The organism is Pantoea sp. SGAir0183, from assembly GCF_043545505.1.
This window is the reverse complement of the sequence record NZ_CP028053.1, coordinates 3,328,260-3,346,866: the sequence shown is the minus strand read 5'-3', so window position 1 is coordinate 3,346,866 and position 18,607 is coordinate 3,328,260. Positions and strand designations below refer to the sequence as shown.

General features: G+C 54.0%; 22 protein-coding genes. 15 read left to right on the top strand and 7 right to left on the bottom strand.

Going from position 1 to position 18,607, the window contains the following annotated elements; all coding sequences use genetic code 11:
* The first annotated feature begins 181 nt into the window (after positions 1-181).
* The 4 genes from lldP to C1N59_RS15640 are packed head-to-tail and all read left to right on the top strand — an operon-like array spanning position 182 to position 4,265.
* A complete protein-coding gene (lldP, locus tag C1N59_RS15655) occupies positions 182-1,837 on the top strand; it encodes an L-lactate permease (RefSeq protein WP_394550878.1) in 1,656 nt (551 codons plus the stop codon).
* Positions 1,834-2,604 (top strand): transcriptional regulator LldR, encoded by a 771-nt coding sequence (gene lldR / locus C1N59_RS15650; RefSeq protein WP_033738599.1) that lies wholly within the window; start codon positions 1,834-1,836, stop codon positions 2,602-2,604. The genes lldP and lldR overlap by 4 nt, the downstream gene beginning before the upstream one ends.
* On the top strand, positions 2,604-3,791 hold the full coding sequence (gene lldD / locus C1N59_RS15645; RefSeq protein ID WP_006118082.1) for an FMN-dependent L-lactate dehydrogenase LldD: 1,188 nt from the start codon (positions 2,604-2,606) through the stop codon (positions 3,789-3,791). Before lldR ends, lldD begins: the two co-directional genes overlap by 1 nt.
* Before the next feature lie 45 nt (positions 3,792-3,836).
* Positions 3,837-4,265, top strand: coding sequence for an OsmC family protein (locus C1N59_RS15640; protein ID WP_006118083.1), 429 nt, complete (start codon positions 3,837-3,839; stop codon positions 4,263-4,265).
* A 304-nt stretch (positions 4,266-4,569) separates the two neighbouring features.
* Here C1N59_RS15640 and C1N59_RS15635 read toward each other — a convergent pair whose 3' ends face one another.
* Positions 4,570-4,800 carry a hypothetical protein gene (locus tag C1N59_RS15635; RefSeq protein WP_006118085.1) on the bottom strand — a complete coding sequence of 77 codons (231 nt, stop codon included), beginning with the start codon at positions 4,798-4,800 and terminating at the stop codon, positions 4,570-4,572.
* A 107-nt stretch (positions 4,801-4,907) separates the two neighbouring features.
* Complete coding sequence (locus tag C1N59_RS15630; protein ID WP_006118086.1) at positions 4,908-5,078, bottom strand: hypothetical protein; 171 nt, start codon at positions 5,076-5,078, stop codon at positions 4,908-4,910.
* Between the two features lie 401 nt (positions 5,079-5,479).
* Between C1N59_RS15630 and C1N59_RS15625 the strand changes: the two genes are divergently transcribed.
* The 4 genes from C1N59_RS15625 to C1N59_RS15610 all read left to right on the top strand — a co-directional run bounded on the left by C1N59_RS15625 (position 5,480) and on the right by C1N59_RS15610 (position 8,945).
* A complete protein-coding gene (locus C1N59_RS15625; RefSeq protein ID WP_006118087.1) occupies positions 5,480-5,788 on the top strand; it encodes a PTS sugar transporter subunit IIB in 309 nt (102 codons plus the stop codon).
* Positions 5,789-5,873: 85 nt separating this feature from the next.
* On the top strand, positions 5,874-7,184 hold the full coding sequence (locus C1N59_RS15620; protein ID WP_033738601.1) for a PTS sugar transporter subunit IIC: 1,311 nt from the start codon (positions 5,874-5,876) through the stop codon (positions 7,182-7,184).
* A 3-nt stretch (positions 7,185-7,187) separates the two neighbouring features.
* Positions 7,188-7,502: a PTS lactose/cellobiose transporter subunit IIA gene (locus tag C1N59_RS15615; RefSeq protein ID WP_006118134.1), complete on the top strand. Its 315-nt coding sequence runs from the start codon at positions 7,188-7,190 to the stop codon at positions 7,500-7,502.
* Positions 7,503-7,514: 12 nt separating this feature from the next.
* Positions 7,515-8,945: a glycoside hydrolase family 1 protein gene (locus C1N59_RS15610; protein WP_058708263.1), complete on the top strand. Its 1,431-nt coding sequence runs from the start codon at positions 7,515-7,517 to the stop codon at positions 8,943-8,945.
* Positions 8,946-8,970: 25 nt separating this feature from the next.
* Here the strand turns inward: C1N59_RS15610 and C1N59_RS15605 are convergent, their stop codons facing one another.
* Complete coding sequence (locus C1N59_RS15605; RefSeq protein ID WP_033738604.1) at positions 8,971-9,984, bottom strand: LacI family DNA-binding transcriptional regulator; 1,014 nt, start codon at positions 9,982-9,984, stop codon at positions 8,971-8,973.
* A 90-nt stretch (positions 9,985-10,074) separates the two neighbouring features.
* Entirely contained in the window at positions 10,075-10,722 is a 648-nt protein-coding gene (locus C1N59_RS15600) for a CPBP family intramembrane glutamic endopeptidase (protein ID WP_033738779.1), read from the bottom strand.
* A gap of 481 nt (positions 10,723-11,203) precedes the next feature.
* Here C1N59_RS15600 and C1N59_RS15595 point away from each other — a divergent pair, with 481 nt between their 5' ends.
* Positions 11,204-11,500, top strand: coding sequence for an I78 family peptidase inhibitor (locus tag C1N59_RS15595; protein WP_033738606.1), 297 nt, complete (start codon positions 11,204-11,206; stop codon positions 11,498-11,500).
* 208 nt (positions 11,501-11,708) lie between these two features.
* A complete protein-coding gene (locus tag C1N59_RS15590; protein ID WP_006118139.1) occupies positions 11,709-12,029 on the top strand; it encodes a hypothetical protein in 321 nt (106 codons plus the stop codon).
* Positions 12,030-12,041: 12 nt separating this feature from the next.
* Here the strand turns inward: C1N59_RS15590 and C1N59_RS15585 are convergent, their stop codons facing one another.
* Entirely contained in the window at positions 12,042-12,293 is a 252-nt protein-coding gene (locus C1N59_RS15585; RefSeq protein WP_006118140.1) for a biofilm development regulator YmgB/AriR family protein, read from the bottom strand.
* A 699-nt stretch (positions 12,294-12,992) separates the two neighbouring features.
* Between C1N59_RS15585 and iraP the strand changes: the two genes are divergently transcribed.
* The 3 genes from iraP to C1N59_RS15570 all read left to right on the top strand — a co-directional run bounded on the left by iraP (position 12,993) and on the right by C1N59_RS15570 (position 15,422).
* Entirely contained in the window at positions 12,993-13,247 is a 255-nt protein-coding gene (gene iraP, locus C1N59_RS15580; RefSeq protein WP_006117590.1) for an anti-adapter protein IraP, read from the top strand.
* Between the two features lie 116 nt (positions 13,248-13,363).
* Positions 13,364-13,666: a PsiF family protein gene (locus C1N59_RS15575; RefSeq protein ID WP_006117589.1), complete on the top strand. Its 303-nt coding sequence runs from the start codon at positions 13,364-13,366 to the stop codon at positions 13,664-13,666.
* A gap of 223 nt (positions 13,667-13,889) precedes the next feature.
* Positions 13,890-15,422, top strand: coding sequence for an FAD-dependent oxidoreductase (locus tag C1N59_RS15570; protein WP_394549848.1), 1,533 nt, complete (start codon positions 13,890-13,892; stop codon positions 15,420-15,422).
* A 47-nt stretch (positions 15,423-15,469) separates the two neighbouring features.
* Here the strand turns inward: C1N59_RS15570 and proC are convergent, their stop codons facing one another.
* Positions 15,470-16,282, bottom strand: a complete 813-nt coding sequence (gene proC / locus C1N59_RS15565) for a pyrroline-5-carboxylate reductase (RefSeq protein WP_033738612.1) — start codon at positions 16,280-16,282, stop codon at positions 15,470-15,472.
* A gap of 275 nt (positions 16,283-16,557) precedes the next feature.
* On the opposite strand from proC, the gene C1N59_RS15560 reads away from it, so the two are divergent.
* Positions 16,558-17,007: a YaiI/YqxD family protein gene (locus tag C1N59_RS15560; protein ID WP_006117586.1), complete on the top strand. Its 450-nt coding sequence runs from the start codon at positions 16,558-16,560 to the stop codon at positions 17,005-17,007.
* A gap of 1 nt (position 17,008) precedes the next feature.
* Here the strand turns inward: C1N59_RS15560 and C1N59_RS15555 are convergent, their stop codons facing one another.
* Complete coding sequence (locus C1N59_RS15555; protein WP_394549847.1) at positions 17,009-17,716, bottom strand: DUF2076 domain-containing protein; 708 nt, start codon at positions 17,714-17,716, stop codon at positions 17,009-17,011.
* Between the two features lie 282 nt (positions 17,717-17,998).
* On the opposite strand from C1N59_RS15555, the gene aroL reads away from it, so the two are divergent.
* Positions 17,999-18,523, top strand: a complete 525-nt coding sequence (aroL, locus tag C1N59_RS15550; RefSeq protein ID WP_006117584.1) for a shikimate kinase AroL — start codon at positions 17,999-18,001, stop codon at positions 18,521-18,523.
* Positions 18,524-18,607: the final 84 nt, after the last annotated feature.

The following is an 18,607-nucleotide window of genomic DNA, read 5'->3' as shown; positions in this document are numbered from 1 at the left end:
ACATAACGTTAAAATTAAAGCCGTAACTGTTGCCTTGGGTTAACAGCGGGTTAAGTATCTGTAACGGATAAGCCCCAACTGGCAAAATTGGTAGGACCAATAAGCAGGACGGGCGTGACAGATGCGCCCTGTGTTTATGCCCGTCGCGCATCGCTCTCATCACCTTTCTGGAGATAACGGCATGCAGGTCTGGCAGCAAAATTATGATCCGCTCAATAACATCTGGCTCTCCAGCCTGATTGCGTTACTGCCTGTTCTGTTTTTCTTTTTTGCGTTGATTAAGCTAAAGATGAAAGGCCATCAGGCTGCCACCATCACTGTCATGCTGTCGCTGGGAGTTGCGCTGCTGCTGTATCATATGCCGTGGCAGCAGGCGCTGGCCTCAGCGGCCTACGGCTTCCTGTACGGCCTGTGGCCCATTGCCTGGATTATCGTGGCCGCGGTCTTTGTCTATAAAATCTCGGTCAGGACGGGACAGTTCGATATCATTCGCGCGTCCATCTTGTCGATCACGCCGGATCAGCGCTTACAGATGCTGATTGTCGGTTTTTCCTTTGGTGCCTTTTTAGAGGGCGCGGCAGGTTTTGGTGCGCCGGTGGCGATCACGGCTGCGTTGCTGGTAGGGCTGGGTTTTAATCCGCTTTATGCCGCAGGGTTATGCCTGATCGTGAATACCGCGCCGGTGGCGTTTGGTGCGATGGGTATTCCCATTATTGTAGCCGGGCAGGTTACCGGTCTGGACAGCTTTGCCATCGGTCAGATGGCCGGACGCCAGCTGCCTTTTTTAACCGTCATCGTGCTGTTCTGGATCATGGCGATCATGGATGGCTGGCGCGGGATGAAAGAAACCTGGCCGGCGGTGATGGTTGCGGGTGGGTCGTTCGCGATAGCCCAATTCCTGAGTTCAAATTTCCTGGGCCCGGCGTTACCCGATATTATCTCTTCGCTGGCATCACTGGTTTCCCTGACTCTGTTTCTGCGCGTCTGGCAGCCGGTTCGCATCTTTCGCTTCAGCGATGCCGAAAATCACACGGCGACGCAACCCGCACGTCAGCAGACGTATACGACAAAGCAGGTCATTCGCGCCTGGATGCCCTTCCTGTTTCTCACCGCAACGGTAACGCTGTGGAGTATCCCGCCCTTTAAAGCACTGTTTGCCAAAGGGGGTGCACTGGCCAACTGGGTGATGAGCATTCCCGTCCCTGGCCTGCATGACTGGATTACCCGGATACCGCCGGTTGTGGCACAGCCCAGCGCCTGGCCCGCCATTTTTAAACTGGATCTGCTGTCTGCAACCGGCACTGCCATTCTGATTGCGGCAATTGTGGCGATTATCTTTCTGAAAATGAAACCCAGAGCGGCAGTCGGGACATTTGTCGAAACACTGAAATCCCTGATGTTGCCCATCTACTCTATTGGTATGGTGCTGGCCTTTGCCTTTATCTCGAACTACTCGGGTTTATCAGCCACGCTGGCGCTGGCCTTAGCGCACACGGGCCATGCCTTTACCTTTTTCTCCCCCTTTCTGGGCTGGCTTGGCGTGTTTCTTACCGGTTCGGATACCTCCTCCAACGCGCTGTTTGCCGCGTTGCAGGCCACCACGGCGCAGCAGATTGGCGTTTCCGATATCCTGCTGGTGGCAGCGAATACCACGGGTGGCGTCACCGGTAAAATGATCTCTCCCCAGTCGATCGCTATTGCCTGTGCAGCGGTCGGTCTGGTCGGCAAAGAGTCCGATCTGTTCCGCTTCACCGTAAAGCACAGCCTGATCTTCACCGGCCTGGTTGGGGTGATGACCACGCTGCAGGCTTACGTTTTTCCCTGGATGATCCCATGACACCAAACGATCCCTTACCGATGCGGCTTAAGCACTATATCCGCGATCATCAGCTTGAGCCGGGCATGCGTTTGCCCGCCGAGCGTCAGCTGGCGGCCGCGCTGGGCGTTTCCCGTTCGTCGCTGCGTGAAGCTATTCAGCAACTGATCAGCAGCGGCGTTTTGATGAGTCGGCGCGGTGACGGTACCTGGCTGCGTCAGCCGCAGGAGCCCTGGTCTGAGCAGCGCATCGTCGAGCCCATTCGTCAGCTTCTCGCCAACGATCCAGACTACCGTTACGACATTCTTGAAGCGCGCCATGCGATTGAGGGAAGCACGGCCTGGCATGCGGCGCTACGGGCTACCGAGTCAGATAAAGAGCGTCTGCGGTACGCCTTTGATGCCACGCTGGCGATGAAAGAGAGTGACGATCCCCATCTGGCCGGGCAGGCCGATCTGCGCTTTCATCTGGCCATCGCAGAAGCCTCACACAACATCGTGCTGCTGCAAACCATGCGGGGGTTATTCGATTTACTGCACTCGTCCATGCTGCACAGTCGTAAGCTGATGTACATCAGACCCGTGATTTTTGACCGCCTGACCGATCAGCACCGGGCGATGCTCGACGCGATTTTACTGGGCGATGCCGAGGCTGCCCGGTCAGCCGCCATGGATCATCTGGGTTTTGTTCACACCACGATGAAAACACTTGATGAAGACGAAGCCAGGCAGGCGCGAATTACGCGTTTGCCGGGTCATGACCTGCACAATCACAAGGAAAACCGCTGATGATCATCTCTGCCGCCAGTGACTATCGCGCCGCCGCGCAGCGCATTTTACCGCCTTTTCTGTTTCATTATCTGGATGGCGGTGCCTATGCAGAGCATACGCTACGGCGGAATGTTGCCGATCTGTCAGACGTGGCGTTGCGCCAGCGCATTCTCCGGAACATGTCGGCGCTCAGCCTGGAAACCACGCTGTTCAGTGAAACGCTGTCCATGCCCGTCGCGCTGGCACCGGTTGGGCTGTGTGGCATGTACGCGCGTCGGGGGGAAGTGCAGGCCGCGCGCGCTGCGGCGGGCAAAGGGATTCCGTTTACCTTATCGACCGTCTCCGTTTGCCCGATTGAGGAAGTGGCACCGCAAATCAGTCGGCCCATGTGGTTTCAACTGTATGTGCTGCGCGATCGCGGCTTTATGCGTAACGCCCTTGAGCGGGCAAAAGCGGCGGGCTGTACCACATTAGTATTTACCGTTGATATGCCAACGCCGGGCGCACGCTATCGCGATGCGCACTCGGGCATGAGCGGCAAGCACGCGGCCCTGCGCCGCTACTGGCAGGCTGTCACGCACCCACGCTGGGCACTGGATGTTGGGCTACAGGGCCGACCACACGATCTGGGCAATATTTCCACCTATCTGGGCAAACCGACCGGGCTGGAAGACTATATTGGCTGGCTGGCAAAGAATTTCGATCCGTCGATTTCCTGGAAAGATCTGGAATGGATCCGTGAGTTCTGGGACGGGCCAATGGTGATTAAAGGCATTCTGGATCCGGAAGATGCCCGCGATGCGGTGCGGTTTGGTGCCGATGGCATTGTGGTCTCAAACCATGGCGGACGCCAGCTGGACGGCGTGTTGTCTTCGGCTCGTGCCTTACCGGCCATCGCGGATGCGGTGAAGGGGGATATGACGATTCTTGCCGACAGCGGCATCCGTAATGGGCTTGATGTGGTGCGCATGATTGCGTTGGGCGCAGATACTGTTCTGCTGGGACGGGCCTTTGTTTACGCGCTGGCCACACATGGCCAACGTGGCGTCGAACATCTGCTGACGCTGATTGAAAACGAAATGAAAGTCGCGATGACCTTAACAGGCGCGAAGTGTATAGCCGATATCAACCAGACGTCGCTGGTGCAGGCGAATGCGTTGCTGGGCGAAGTGGCCCTGCATCCGGCCTCATGCCCGGCAAACTGAGCGACGTTGTCTATACTTACCTTCTTTACCAACAGGAGGAATGATATGACCATTCATAAGAAAGGTTCGGCGCATTGGGAAGGCGATATCAAAGGCAAAGGCACAGTCAGCACAGAAAGTGGTGTACTGAACCAGCAACCTTACGGCTTTAACACCCGTTTCGAAGGGCAGAAAGGCACCAATCCGGAAGAGCTTATCGGCGCAGCACATGCCGCCTGTTTTTCAATGGCACTGTCGCTCATGTTAGGTAACGCAGGCCATAAACCTGAAAGCATTGATACCAGTGCCGATGTGTCGCTGGACAAAAAAGGTGAAGGCTTCGCGATTACGAAAGTGGCGCTGACCAGCACCATCTCGCTGCCGGGCATTGATAACGACACCTTTGATGAAATCATCAATAAAGCTAAAGCCGGCTGTCCGGTTTCGCAGGTGCTTAATGCAGAGATCACACTCGATTACACGCTGAACAACTGATTGCGTACCTGAGTCGCCTTCTGGCGGCTCCCGCAGCAATCTTGCAGCATCCGGATGCGCCTCAGGGCGCATTTTCGCTTTCTTCAGAGGGACACTGAAATGGCAAAAAAGACGGAAAAGGGGGGCGGGTTTTGCTGAGCATGGGTGGCGGACTGCTGCTGATCCACAGGGCCGCAATGCTATGGGGCTGAAAACCTGGCTGTCGCGCCACAAACTCGGCGTGTTGCTGATGGTGGTACTGCTGCTGGAGGTAATCTGTTTCCTTCTTACCGCCTCGTGGCTGCCATGGAATGCATGACAGCAATCAGGCGTAAATCTCTTCACTCCGCTTCACACGTACATCCGTGCGCGCAATACGGTACGCCTTGCCGGGATCGCCCGCGACAAACTCAAACGTAGGTGAGTAGTAAAACGGCAGCCAGCCACCGTATCCGCTTTCCCATTCCCAGCGAACCGGACAGGGCCACAGAATGCCTTCATACAAAATGTAATAAACCCAACGCCCGGTAGGACGGCGGGGACGACTACTTTTCATGGGATTCACGACTGTGTTGGTGTAGAACAGCTTATATTTTGAACGTTAAGCGGCAACCTTGCAATGTCATCGGCTACTTTTTGTGCCATTCGCCCTGTACCGCTTTCTTAACGATGCACTTCGCCACATATCAGCACGACGTTAGGACGCACTTTATGGATACGATTTGCCATGACTTCACAGGCGGTTTTCGTCGGATAAATGCGTTCTGATACCGGTAAAGCTTCACAGGCATCGTGTCCACACGCGCTGACCAATAACACAAAACCAATTAACATAACCGACTCCTTATCCCGGTCCGCGTACTGCGAGAAGGGTGAGTGTTCCTTTATATATCACCAGTATAGCTAATTGCCGCCGGACGCCCGTGTTACGGCAGTCGGTATCGGATTGCTCTGAGCAATTATACGCGTTACCCGCTTATCAGGCAGTGAATTCTTACCCATCACTGCGATGGACAGCGCCGACGATATGGCTGAGTGAACCGCTGTTTTATTGCCTCAGCATGACGAGAAACGGGCTTCCTGATAAGGCTTATTCAGGTGTTTATTCGCCCCGAACCTCTTTAATGCTCGCGTTTTGATATTTCTCACACTTCTGATACGCAAATCTGAAACCGGTTGCAGAAAATTTTCACCCTGTGTATTCGTTAATCATTCACCACAAAGAGGAATACACCATGACGAAGATTTTACTGTGCTGTGCTGCGGGTATGTCCACCAGTATGGTGGTACAGAAAATGGAAAAGGCGGCGCAACAGCAAGGGCTGGACGTCGAGATAAAAGCTGTGGGGATTGAAGAGTTTAGAGACGATATCGCCGATTACGACTGCTGCCTGCTCGGGCCACAAATCAAATACAAGCTGGCCGATTTTCAACCGATCGCCCAGCAATACAGCAAGCCGGTTGCGGTCATCAACAGTATGGATTACGGCATGATGAATGGTGAAAAAATATTAAGCGACGCACTAAAGCTTATTCATACCTGACACCAGGGAGGTCCGGGATATATCACGCGAAACCCGCACTGCGTCAGGCAGGTTATTCTCTTTTGCCTCAGCAAGGAGTCAGGCAATGAGCCACTTCAGTGAATCTCTATTCGGCGTCATCGAAAACCGTATTAGCCCACTGGCGGGCCGTCTTTCCAGCCAGCGTCATGTCATCGCTATCCGGGACGGATTTATTGCCTCCATGCCGTTTCTGATCGTGGGCTCGTTTATGCTGTTGTTTGCTCATCCGCCTTTTTCGGCAGACAGCAGTTGGGCGTTCGCACAGTGGTGGCTGGGCATGGTAAAGGCGCATGAAGAACAAATCATGATGCCGTACAACATGACGATGGGCATTATGGCGCTCTATATCGCCAGTGCCATCGCCTATAACCTCGCAAACAGTTATAAGATGAATGGCTTTATGGCGGCCAGTCTGTCGCTGATGGCGTTTCTGGTGGTGGCGGCACCGCAGAGCGGCAAAACGTTGCCGGTTGGTTCGCTGGGCGGGGAGGGCATTTTTACCGCCATTCTGGTCGCGCTCTTTGCGACGGAGCTGATGCACGTTCTGCAGAAATACAACATCGGTTTCAAACTGCCCGAGCAGGTGCCGCCGAAGATCCGTCAGTCGTTCGATCTGCTCATCCCGATTATCACGATTTTTATTACGTTGTTTCCCCTGAGCCTGTGGGTACAGGCGCAGTTCGGCATGTTGCTGCCTCAGGCCATCATGGCCATTTTCTCGCCCATCATCTCTGCCTCTGATTCGCTGCCTGCCGTGCTGGTGGCGGTACTGCTGTGCCATCTGCTGTGGTTTGCAGGCATTCATGGGGCGGTGATTGTCGGGGGCATATTGCAGGCTTTCTGGCTGACCAATCTCGGTCTGAATCAGCAGGCGCTGAACGCGGGAGAACCCATCAGCCACGTGTTTATTGAACCCTTCTGGCAGTTTTTTATTGTTATCGGTGGCTCCGGTTCGACGATGGGGTTGGTGTTGCTTTACTTGCGCAGTCAGTCAGCACATCTGCGATCGATTGGAAAACTGAGTGTGGTGCCCAGCATGTTCAACATCAACGAACCGGTGATTTTTGGTTCACCGGTCGTGATGAACCCCATTCTGTTTATCCCTTTTATTCTTGCCCCGTTAGTTAACGCCGTCATTGCCTGGATCGCCACCAAAACGAACCTGATTAATCACGTGATCTCACTGGCTCCGTGGACGACGCCCGCCCCCATCGGGGCCGCCTGGTCAACCGGCTGGGACTGGCGCGTCATTGTGTTGATTGCCGTGCTGGTCACTATTGCCACGCTGATCTACTACCCGTTTTTCAAAATGTACGAGCGTCAACTGCTGCAGCAAGAGCAACCCTCTGCCGCAGCGCAACCGGTTAAGGAGTAACCCATGGAAATTGATGAAAGCACGGTAATCGAACTGATTATCCAGGCAGGCGAAGCTCGCTCCTGTTCAATGGAGGCGTTGCGGGCGGCGCGGCAGCAAAACTGGGCGCAGGCGGACAGTATGCTCAGTGCCGCAACCGCGGCGGCCAAAGCAGCCCATCAAACGCAGACGCAGCTCATTGGCGCTGATGAGGGCAGCGGAAAGATTCCGGTCAGTCTGATTATGGTCCATGCTCAGGACCACCTGATGAACGCAATGCTCTGTCGCGAACTGGCTGAGGAGATCATTCAACTGCGCCGGGAGTTAGCCGCACGTTAAACAGGAGGTTATATGCAACATTCGACATTGCCCGCGTTTCCCAGGGACTTTCTCTGGGGCGCGTCCACCTCAGCTTATCAGGTTGAAGGGGCCTGGAATGAAGAGGGCAAAGGGCCTTCCGTCATTGACCAGGCAACCTTCCATCAGGATCTTACCGATTTTACCGTTTGCAGCGATCACTATCATCGTTTCAGAGAGGACATCGCGCTGCTGGCGGAGATGGGATTAAAAACCTACCGCTTTTCCATTGCCTGGAGCCGTCTTTATCCCGAGGGCGATGGTGCGTTGAACCCGGCGGGCGTGGCTTTTTATCAGCAGGTGATCGATGAACTCTGTCGGTACGGCATTACGCCGCTGGTCACCCTTTATCATTTTGATTTGCCCTGGGCGTTGCAGCAGGCGGGCGGCTGGTCTTCACGGCGTACTGTAGCGGCCTTTGAGCGTTTTGCCATCACCTGCTTTGAGCACTATGGTCGTCAGGTTAAGTACTGGCTGACCATAAACGAACAGAACATGATGATCCTCAAGGGCGATGTGATTGGTACGTTGCCACCCGGCACCGCCGATCCGCAGAAAACGCTATATCAGCAGAATCACCATATGATGCTGGCGCAGGCGAAAGCGATGATCGCCTGCCATGAACGGTTGCCGGATGCCAAAATTGGTCCGGCACCCAATATCTCCTGCGTCTATGCCGCCAGTGCGCGGCCGGAAGATGTGCTGGCAGCCGATAATTTCTCTGCAATTCGCAACTGGCTCTATCTGGATCTGGCGGTCCATGGTCGCTATAACGCCGTGGTCTGGGCTTTCCTGAGGCAGCGCGGCTGGTTACCGACGATCGAAGACGATGACATGGCCATCATCGCCGCAGGCAAGCCGGATTTTATCGCCTTTAATTATTATGCGTCCGCGACGGTGGGAGCCGAAGGCGAGGGGGAGCAAAGCGAAAATAAACCTCGGCCCGATCAGCAAATGGCGGGCATTGATCGGTCGGTTTATGTGGGATGTGATAATCCGCATCTCCGGCAAAATCAGTTCGGCTGGTATATCGATCCGGTGGGTTTTCGCATTACGGCGCGCCAGATTTATGCCCGCTATGCTTTGCCGCTTATCGTGACCGAAAACGGGTTGGGTGCCTTTGATCGGCTGGAGGCCGATAATAAGGTACATGATGATTACCGTATTGCGTATCTGCGCGAACACATTGCGCAACTGCAGCTGGCACTTGCCGATGGTGTGGAACTGTTTGGCTATTGTCCCTGGTCGGCAATAGATCTGGTAAGTACGCATCAGGGCATCAACAAGCGTTACGGCTTTATTTACGTCAACCGCGATGAAAAAGATTTAAAGGATCTGGCACGTTACCGTAAGAAGAGTTTTTTCTGGTACCAGAAACTGATTCGCAGTAATGGCGCAACGCTGAACGATTCAGTCGACTACTGATGGTGCGCGGCAGGGATGCCGCGCCTTACTGTTTATAAGGCCCGTCAGTGACCGAGGCCCGTTCGATCAGGTGACCGCTAAACGGCGGCAAGGCCGTGACCGCTTCCCCTTCCAGCATCGCCACCAACTGCGCCAGCGTGTGCTGAATCATCTCTGCGACCGGCACATGTACCGTGGTGAGCGGCGGGAGAAAAAATTCCGCCATACGAATATCATCAAAGCCCAGCAGGGAGACATCCTCCGGCAGCCGTTTGCCCGCAGCGTTCAGCGCCAGCGCGGCCCCAATAGCCATATCGTCATTACTGGCCATCAGTGCACTAAATGGCATGTCCGATTCAAGCAGCGTTTTTGCCGCCGCCATGCCGCTGGCGGGCGTCCATGCACCCTGCACGATCAGCGCACGGTCCGCTAAGCCATGCTCGTCAAGCGCCTGCTGATAACCGGCCAGGCGGGCCGCAGCGGTCGGTGAGCCTGCCAGACCCGTAATGAAAGCGATGTCGTAATGGCCGCGCGTAATCAAATAGCGGGTGGCCTGAAAGGTATTCTGCTGATGGGTGGCCCAGACGCAGTGTGCCGGATGACGCTGCAGCTGACGATTCACCACCATAACGGGAATGGCGTGCTGCTCAATAATGGCATCCAGCGCCGCGGTATCCAGAAAACGGGGGTAGATTATGATGGCGTCACAGCGCAGGTCGAGCAGAAACTCAATGGCGGCACGTTCATCGTCAGCGCTGGTTTTACCATCCGCCAGAATAAGCTGCCGGCCATAGTTATTCGTCAACGTAGCAGCCTGAAACAGCAATTCGCTGAAGTAAGGCCCATTGAATAAAGAATGGGTAACGATAAGCCCGATATTCTGGGATTTCTGCGTCGCCAGGCTACGCGCCAGCAGGTTAGGGCGATAACCGGTTTCCGCCACAGCCTGAAAGACCTTCTGTTGCGTACTCTTACTGACGTAGCGATTTCCAGCCAGCACGCGCGAGACGGTGGCTTTAGAGACGCCGGCCTTGCGGGCCACATCCAGCATGGTAATCATGGGCTTTCTGACCATCCCTCCCTGTTAGTAAAAGATACACGCTGATTTTACGCAGGTTAGTGATGACCCGGTAACAAAAGGTCAGCGGGATCAGGCGAAATACCAGGCAGGCAGAATCGCAATCAGATTATTCAGCGTATGCAGAAAGACTGGCAGGGCCAGCGTATTGCTGCGCAGACGGGCGTAGCAAAGCAGCATAGAAAACAGCGTCAGCGCCACCACCGTTTCCCAGTGGACATATTGCGTATGCATGAGCGCAAACAGTAACGAGGTCAGTAAAACACAGGCAAAACGGCTGTTAGGTGCCCACAACAGAAATCCCTGTAATAAAAAGCCGCGAAACAACACTTCCTCAAACACAGGAGCCAGTAAGACGGCGGTCAACAGCAGGATAAGCATCGAACTGGGCCCCTGCTGAGTTTGTGCGACCAGCCAGCCTTCCGGCTGCAAATACTGCGTTTGTGCCACCATTAAAATAAACAGCGCGCCAATAAACAGTAAAGTCTGACCGGAACGCAAAAAGCCCAGAGGAATATCGGTACGACGCTGGCAATAAAAGCGATACAGCGGATAGATAACGGCAAATTCAAACAGGCAAAGCACAGGCACCAGTAAACCGTCATTACGCAGAATACCGTAATTAGGAAACAGGGTAATCAACATGGTAACGAGGTAATAAACAACAAAGCTGCCGACATAAAACAGTGTCAACGTCACTCTGTCGGAATTGGTGTTCATAGGCGACCCAGCCAGCGAAGATAAGCGCATAGTAGCAATGCCTCAAATCGCTGTCGAGAGAGCCGATCACACAATGTTAGCTGTTTATTACCTTACGTAAACGAGTCTGGGTTAATCAGTTAAAAATCAGTGCGTTGCCTGAGATACACTCTGTCGCCTGTCAGGTCGCCCAGCCTGTCAGACGTGAAACCGCACCCGCAAACGGGCCGCTTATCGCACCCGAACCGCAATCAGTGTCATCACAACGGCAAAGCAGATAAAAATCACAAGTTCCATAGTAGCCTCCTAAGATAATTCTTAGTAAGGTTAGCGCCTTGTATTTGAAATTCTGAACGGTAAGTGCCTTTACACTGGTTATCTGACAATAAGGCAGCATTTAATGCTTAATAATGTGTGAATCGCTTGATTTTAACGATTAAACCCGGTGGTGGGGCTTGTTACGCTTCAGGTCAGGGTTTAACACGGTTACAGGAGAACATACGTGAATCATTACGGAAAAGTGCTGGTGGCAACCGGCTTCTTACTGCTGACGGCTTGTCAGTCCACCACGCAGCCTGATACGGCAGCCGTCCCGCCCGGCAAGGAAGCGGACAGTTGCGGTGCCTCTCATTACCAAAACTTTGTCGGCAAACCGCTGTCCGCCCTTGAGCAACAGCGTTTCAGTCAGAAGGTGCGCGCTATTCCGTGGAATTCTGCCGTCACGATGGATTTTAATTTCGCCCGCCTGAACTTTCTGGCAGACAAAAGCGGTACTATCACCCAGGTCTATTGTGGTTAAGCGTTAAATAAACCGCGCATTGTCATTGAGGTGTCATGGGGACAGGGGAAGATAAGGCCGGTATTCTGTTGTCTTCAGCCTGTGGTCGTCTGGTCGCACTGAGCCAGCAGGATCGGGATTTCCTCGTCACATCAATTTGCAATGCTCGTCTTGTTTATTCCCGCTCTGGCGGGAATTTTTTTCTGGCTCAGTCTGGAAGGAGCAACGCATGTACTCTCGTCCACGCCTCTCACTGTCACTTTTATTGCTGATCAGTCCGGTCGCACTGGCTTCCAGCCCGACGGCATGGCAGGAAAACCAGCAGGTCATGCGGCAGGCCTGTATCAATGCCAGTACGCTAAGTAAGGTAAAAATCGTGGGGCAGCCCATCGACTATGATGACAGCGTGGGTTACAGCGCCTTGTTACTTGAGGGGCATTACCCACAGAAGCAAATGAAAAACCGGCGTGGGCGTGAACTCTGCCTGTTTCAACGCAGCAGCGGCCGTGCCAGTGTAAGTGAAGCCCGTCAGCTCCGTTGGGTGAAATAGCATAAAGGCGGCCTACTCACGTGGCCGCGCTTCCATCAACTGGGCCAGTAAACCCCGGTAACGCTGCAGGCGCTGCTCATCCCCTTCAAACTCCAGTTTATTAATGACGCGTGCGATTATTGCCTTATTCGTTGTCGGCTGGCCTGCTTCCATCAGTTCACGCAGGATAACGGCCAGCAGATCGGACTCCGGCAGCACGTTCCAGTCCGGGCTGTTGAAGTAATCAGTGATAGCACGACTGGCACTATTAGATTGGACGCTCATTCCCCGTCTCCGCAAACAGACCCTTTGCCCGGTGCGCAACGGCGCAGCAGGCAGAAGCTACTGAATGATGGGCTCCCGGAAAGAACGGCAAGGGTTTTATCGGGAGCGTTTCGTTGGTCAGAACAGCCAACGTCCCGCCCGTACCTGGCGGTTTTTTAAACATAGGTGGGCCAGAGAGGATTGTCAGTAACAGCCTGAAATATTTTTCAGATGTGATGAGTGAAAATCGAATAGTGCCAATATGCAATAAGGCATTTTTTCAGACTATCTTGATGAAAGACAAGCTGTTGCACTGAATCAGGTGCGTTTTTGGCGCAGCCAAAGGGCTGAGTAGCCCGTCATTACCGGGCCGTGAGGATCCTGTTGTCCGGGTGGAAGGTTAAGGAACAGGGGGGCCAACTGCCCGCCATCGCGGGGAGATTATTCTCACGTTAACGGGAATGAAAACGGCCGTTATCGCTTGTAAGAAAAGAATCTCTGCTAAAAAAAGCCAGCCGGGAATCTTTATTTTATTTCGACTGAGTGAGTCAGCGTGTTATTTCATTGCGATAACAACGTTTCGTTGTCCGGCAAAATAAATGCAATAAAACCGTAGCGACAAAATGGCCTGAGTCGGGCGCAAAGCGGGCTGAAAAATCACTTTGTTTTTTAATCTGACGAATGCTAATTTTTATTTGTCTTACACGAAGGGGCCCCGGCATGAAAAACCTGATTGCTGAGTTGCTAATCACCCTGGCAGAAAAAGAAGAGGCGTCAAAAGAGCAGGTTGCACAGATCGAAGCGCTGGAAATCGTGGTTACCGCGATGCTGCGTTTGCTTCCACCCGAGCAGCATCACGCTATCGTCAGCAGTATTGAAACCGCCATGATGAATGCCGATGTAGATCATAATGATAAAAATACGGTCCTGCTAAAACGTTATGTCACGCGCTTACTTAATCGTCCGCGTATCTGAAAAGTGCCACCGACAATTCAGATTTGCGATCTCTGCCTTATTCCCTGATAAACGTATTCCGTATAGCGTGTAACGTGCCAGAATTAATCTGTTTTCATCAAGAGGGAGTGAATACAATGAAACGCGGTTTAATGACGCTAGTGTTAGCAGGCTTACTGGTGGGCGGCAGCGCCAGTGCGGCTGAAAAAACGCCACAACAGCAAAAAATGGCCATGTGTAATGAACATGCCACGTCACAAGCGTTGAAAGGCGATGTGCGAAAGAAATTTATGAGCGATTGCCTGAAAAAGGACAGTAAGGTCGCCGACATGTCGCCGCAGCAGGTAAAAATGAAAACCTGTAATCTGCAGGCCGGTGATAAAAAGCTGACGGGGGAAGCACGCAAAACCTTCATGAGTCAGTGTCTGAAGAAAAGTTAACGTTCGGTCGGCCATTTCGGTGGCCGCTTTAGTTTTCTCCTGCCTGCGCTGTCACATCCTCACGTATTTTTAATTTCCGCTTAAACAAACAGTTAGCAAAAAATCCTGACGTTAAAACCGGAGTCTGGCCGATCCTTTGCCACACTTACTGTTTACAGGCATTTGCGCAGAAGCCCTGTTGATCTGCGCGTTCAGCCGTGACAGTCGGAGAAGGAGCTATGTCGTGAACTATCAATTTGTGGTCGCTCTGAAGGATTTACCGCACCGCCAGCCGGTTAAAAAAAAGCTCGGGGAAACAGAGCTGCTGTTAATTCGTGATGGCGACAACGTACACGCTTACCAGGCGAAGTGTCCCCATGCCGGCGCACCCCTTGAGCAGGGTGCCATTTGTGAAAACCGGCTGATCTGTCCCTGGCATAAAGCCACTTTTGAACTGGACAGTGGCAAAATGTGTGAGCCGCTCGCGCTGGCCGATCTCAAACAGTATCCCGTGCGCATTGAAAACGAGGCGGTTCTGGTGAATCCCAAAGCCATGTCGCCTGCGACTGCGATAGGCAGTGGAGCCGCTGCGCCGGTCTTTGTCGTGCTGGGTGGTGGCGCAGCCGGGAGTGCGGCGCTATGGCGGTTACGTCACGAGGGGTTTAAAGGGCGGCTGATCCTGATTGAGCAGGAGCCAGATGCACCCTATGATCGCACGGCGTTAACCAAATTTGTCCCCTCGGGCAAAATGGACATCGATGAGGTGCCCTCACTGCTGGGTGAGGACATCATGGCGCACGTAGAACGCCTGCAAAAGCGCGTGGAGCGGATTGATAACCATCAGCACCGGATAATATTTGCTGACGGTACGACGCTGCAATTCGATAAGCTCCTGATTGCCACAGGTGGCGCGCCCGTCAAACCTGCGCTGTCCGGGCGCGATCTTGCTGGCGTTCATATCCTGCGCAGTAAACAGCACACCGCAGACTTACTGCAGGCGGTCGATGACACTCAACAGATTGTCATTATCGGCAACAGCTTTATCGGCATGGAACTGGCCTCCTCACTGCGTAATCGCGACATTGATGTCACCGTCATTGCGCGTCATCCGCTGCCGTTTGCGAAACAGTTTGGCGAAGCCGTTGGTCGCTATTTTTATCAGCTCCATCAGGCGAACGGCGTAAAGTTTATCGAAGGCGAGATCGATGCCCTGCTGGGCGAAGACCATGTTAACGCGGTACGACTAAAAACGGGCAAGCATATTGCCGCCGATGTGGTGCTGTTTGCGACCGGCGTTAAACCCGCCACACACTTTATTCATGATTTGCCGCTGCTGGAGGATGGCAGCCTGCAAACGGACGAACAACTCCGGGTGGCCGAGAATGTCTGGGTGGCAGGCGATATCGCCACGTATCCTTCTCCCCAGGGGCCGTTGCGAATCGAACACTTTCGTGTTGCCGAACAACAAGGACAGACAGCGGCCATCAATATGCTGGGCAATATCCGTCACTTTGATCGGGTGCCGTTTTTCTGGACCGCGCACTACGGTACGCGCTATGAATATCTTGGCCATGCGGCGGACTGGGATGACTACCAGTCGGTGGGCTCGCTGGAAGAAAAGGAATTCATGGCGTTTTATGGCAAAGAAGGGCAACTGGCGGCGATCTTCTCCTGTGGCCTTTACACTCTGACCGCCGCGCTGGTTGACAACATGCAGCAACCCATGACGGTGAAGCAGGCGCTGGCGCTTTATCAGGACTACCGTTCCGCCGGCTAGTGGGGATGCGCCTGGCAACGCGCACTGCCGTTGCCAGACGCCGCGGGTTAACTGCGGCTCAGCTTCTCTGATTTCGCCATGCACTGCTGCATCGCCTCAATCACGGCGGAGCGAAAACCTTTTTCTTCCAGAACTTTGACCGCTTCTATCGTGGTGCCGCCCGGCGAGCAGACCATATCTTTTAACTCGCCCGGGTGTTTGCCGGTCTCCAGTACCATCTGTGCCGAACCTTTTACGGCCTGTGCCGCAAACTGGTAGGCCTGCGCCCGCGGCATGCCACCAGCCACCGCAGCATCGGCCATGGCTTCAATGAACATAAACACGTAAGCCGGTGCCGAACCACTCACGCCTACCACGGAATGAATCAGGTATTCATCCACTACCGCGGCCTGGCCAAAGCTTTTAAACATTGCAACGACCTCATCGAGTTCGCTCTGTTCAACCAGCGCATTGGGCGTGACCGAGGTCATCCCTTCTCCCACCAGAGACGGGGTATTCGGCATGGCCCGAATGATTTTTCGATCGTGTCCCAGTACGGAGGCCAGATTGTCCAGGGTAACGCCTGCCGCAATGGAGACAACCAGCGTCTCTTTTTTCATGCAGGTGGCGAGATCATTCAGAACTCTGAGGATGACGTTCGGTTTTACCGCACCAAACAGGACATCAACATGCTGCGCCAGCGCTTCTGCGCTCTCAGCCGCATGGATACCGTACTGTTCGGCCATTTCCTGATTAGTGCTGGCTTTACGGTCATAAATCCAGATCGCTGACGGTGCAACTTGCCCGCTGTTTATCAGGCCGCCAATGATGGCTTTGGCCATGTTGCCTCCGCCAATAAATCCGATTTTCTTTTCCTGCATCACCGTCTCCTTCGCTGTTTACACATATCAACGATGTAGCTTACTGCAGACAGGATTAATAACAAGTTAGCCCTGTGCTGAACGGCCTGCTGTCACCCCGCTGACTGGAGGCGTTCAACCGTGCCAGGACATGGCGCGGTGCGCATTAAGGCGCAGGGGCGGTGCAGCCAGGTCGGCTAAAGCAGGTTCTGCGTTAAAGAGGGCTGTGTTTTTCACTCAACCCGATCAGCAAAACAGGTTACCATCGTCACTCTTTTGCAGAACAAGGAATAACAATGGCTATCTGGGTTGATGCTGATGCCTGTCCTAACGTGATTAAGGACGTGCTGTACCGGGCAGCGGACAGAACGCAAACCGTGGTGACCTTTGTGGCTAACCAGTCCCTGCGGGTGCCACCTTCGCCCTGGCTGCGAACACTGCAGGTGCCTGCGGGATTTGATGTGGCGGACAATGAGATTGTTAAGCGCGTAAACGTCGGCGATCTGGTGATTACGGCCGATATTCCGTTGGCCGCGGAAGTGATTGAGAAGGGCGCGGCAGCCTTGAATCCACGCGGTGAACGCTATTCACCAGCAACCATTCGCGAACGACTGACCATGCGCGATTTTATGGACACCATGCGCGCCAGCGGTGTTCAGACAGGCGGCCCCGCCGCATTAAGCCCACGGGACCGCCAGCAGTTTGCCAATGAACTAGACAGCTGGCTCCGACAACGCCAGCGCTAAATCAGACGAAGTTGTCGTCGTCGTCGAAGTCATTGCCGCCAAAATCATTCAGGTCGCCGTTGTCGGCGTAGGAATCACTCCAGCCGTTACTTTGATCCAGGAAAGACTGATTATCCGCCCCGTTCTGGTCAAGGAACGACTGATCGTTGCCACCGTTGAAGGTATTCAGACTGTCGTCCACCTGCGGCAACGGCTGCTCGTTGATGATGTTAACGATTTCCTGCGGCTGAGAATGATGGAACATGCTGGTCAGCATATCGGCCATGACCACACCACCTGCCACCCCAACGGCGGTTTGCAGGGCACCGCCCAGGAAGCCGCTGCCACGTGGCGCCGGGGCGCTGGCATAAGATTGCTGCGGTTGCGGTGCCTGTTGCGGCGCACTGTTCCACTGCGGCTGAGCTGGCTGCGGTTGGGCGCTGCCGCCGCCAAACAGGCTGGATAAAAATCCACCACTGCTCTTCGGCTGCTGCTGCGCCTGTTGTTGCGCCAGCTGGTTTTCCAGTTCCTTAATACGTTCATTAAGTTTTTTAAGGGCCGCTTCCTGAATCAGAATGGCCTGCGCCATGTAGTAGGGCGCGCCTGGTTGTTCCTGCAGGTGTTGTTTGATGAGTTGTTCGGCAGCAGCATCGCGCGCCGCTGTCTGGCTTTCCGCTTGTTTCAAACGGCTGAACAGATTTTCAATCAGTTGTTGTTCTTCGCGTTGCATGATTACTCTCCCGTTGCGACTGTAAACAGTATATGGGGGCGATGAGCAGCAATGTAAATTCGTGGCGGTAAGCAAATGTTGCAGAGACAAAAATACGGTGTTCATGCACAAAATGTGCATGGTTAATTCATTGTTTATAAAAAGCTTAATGCAATGGGTTGTCTGACTGTGCGTAAAATACGCTCAATGGGTAGAGGCCGCCATCATTTCCCGCTATGATGCGCGTATTATTTAAGCCAGACCTGCAGCTGTTATGGGCTGTACGGCGGAGGAAGTGCCCAGATGTCCTTGTCCATTTTTTTGATTGGTGCGCGCGGCTGCGGAAAAACCACCATCGGTGAAGCCCTGTCTCATGCGCTGGGTTATGCCTTCCGCGATACCGATCACCACCTGCAATTCACGACCCAGCGTACCGTGGCTGAAATTGTCGCGGCGGAGGGCTGGGAAAGCTTTCGTGCGCGGGAGACCGAGTCGCTGAAAGCCGTGACGGCGCCCTCAACCATCATCGCGACCGGTGGTGGCATGGTGCTGGCAGAGGTCAACCGCCGCTATATGCGCGAACATGGTCAGGTTATCTGGTTAAGTGCGCCTTCTGAGGTGCTTGCCCGACGTCTGGAAAGCCAGCCTGAAGCTGCGCAGCGCCCGACGCTGACCGGACGGCCCATCGCAGAAGAGATGACAGAGGTGCTGCGCGCCCGTGCTCACCTGTACCGTATGGCCGCTCATCATGAAGTGGACGCGATGCAGCCGCCGGAACGCGTTGTTGAGCAAATTCTGCAGTCGTTATCGCTGGCACGCGCCAGCTAACCGTCAGATTTATCTCCTTCCCGCCGCGATTTACGCCTTTTTGACTATACTTATTCCATGACGGGCAACCGCCTGTCGTGTGGA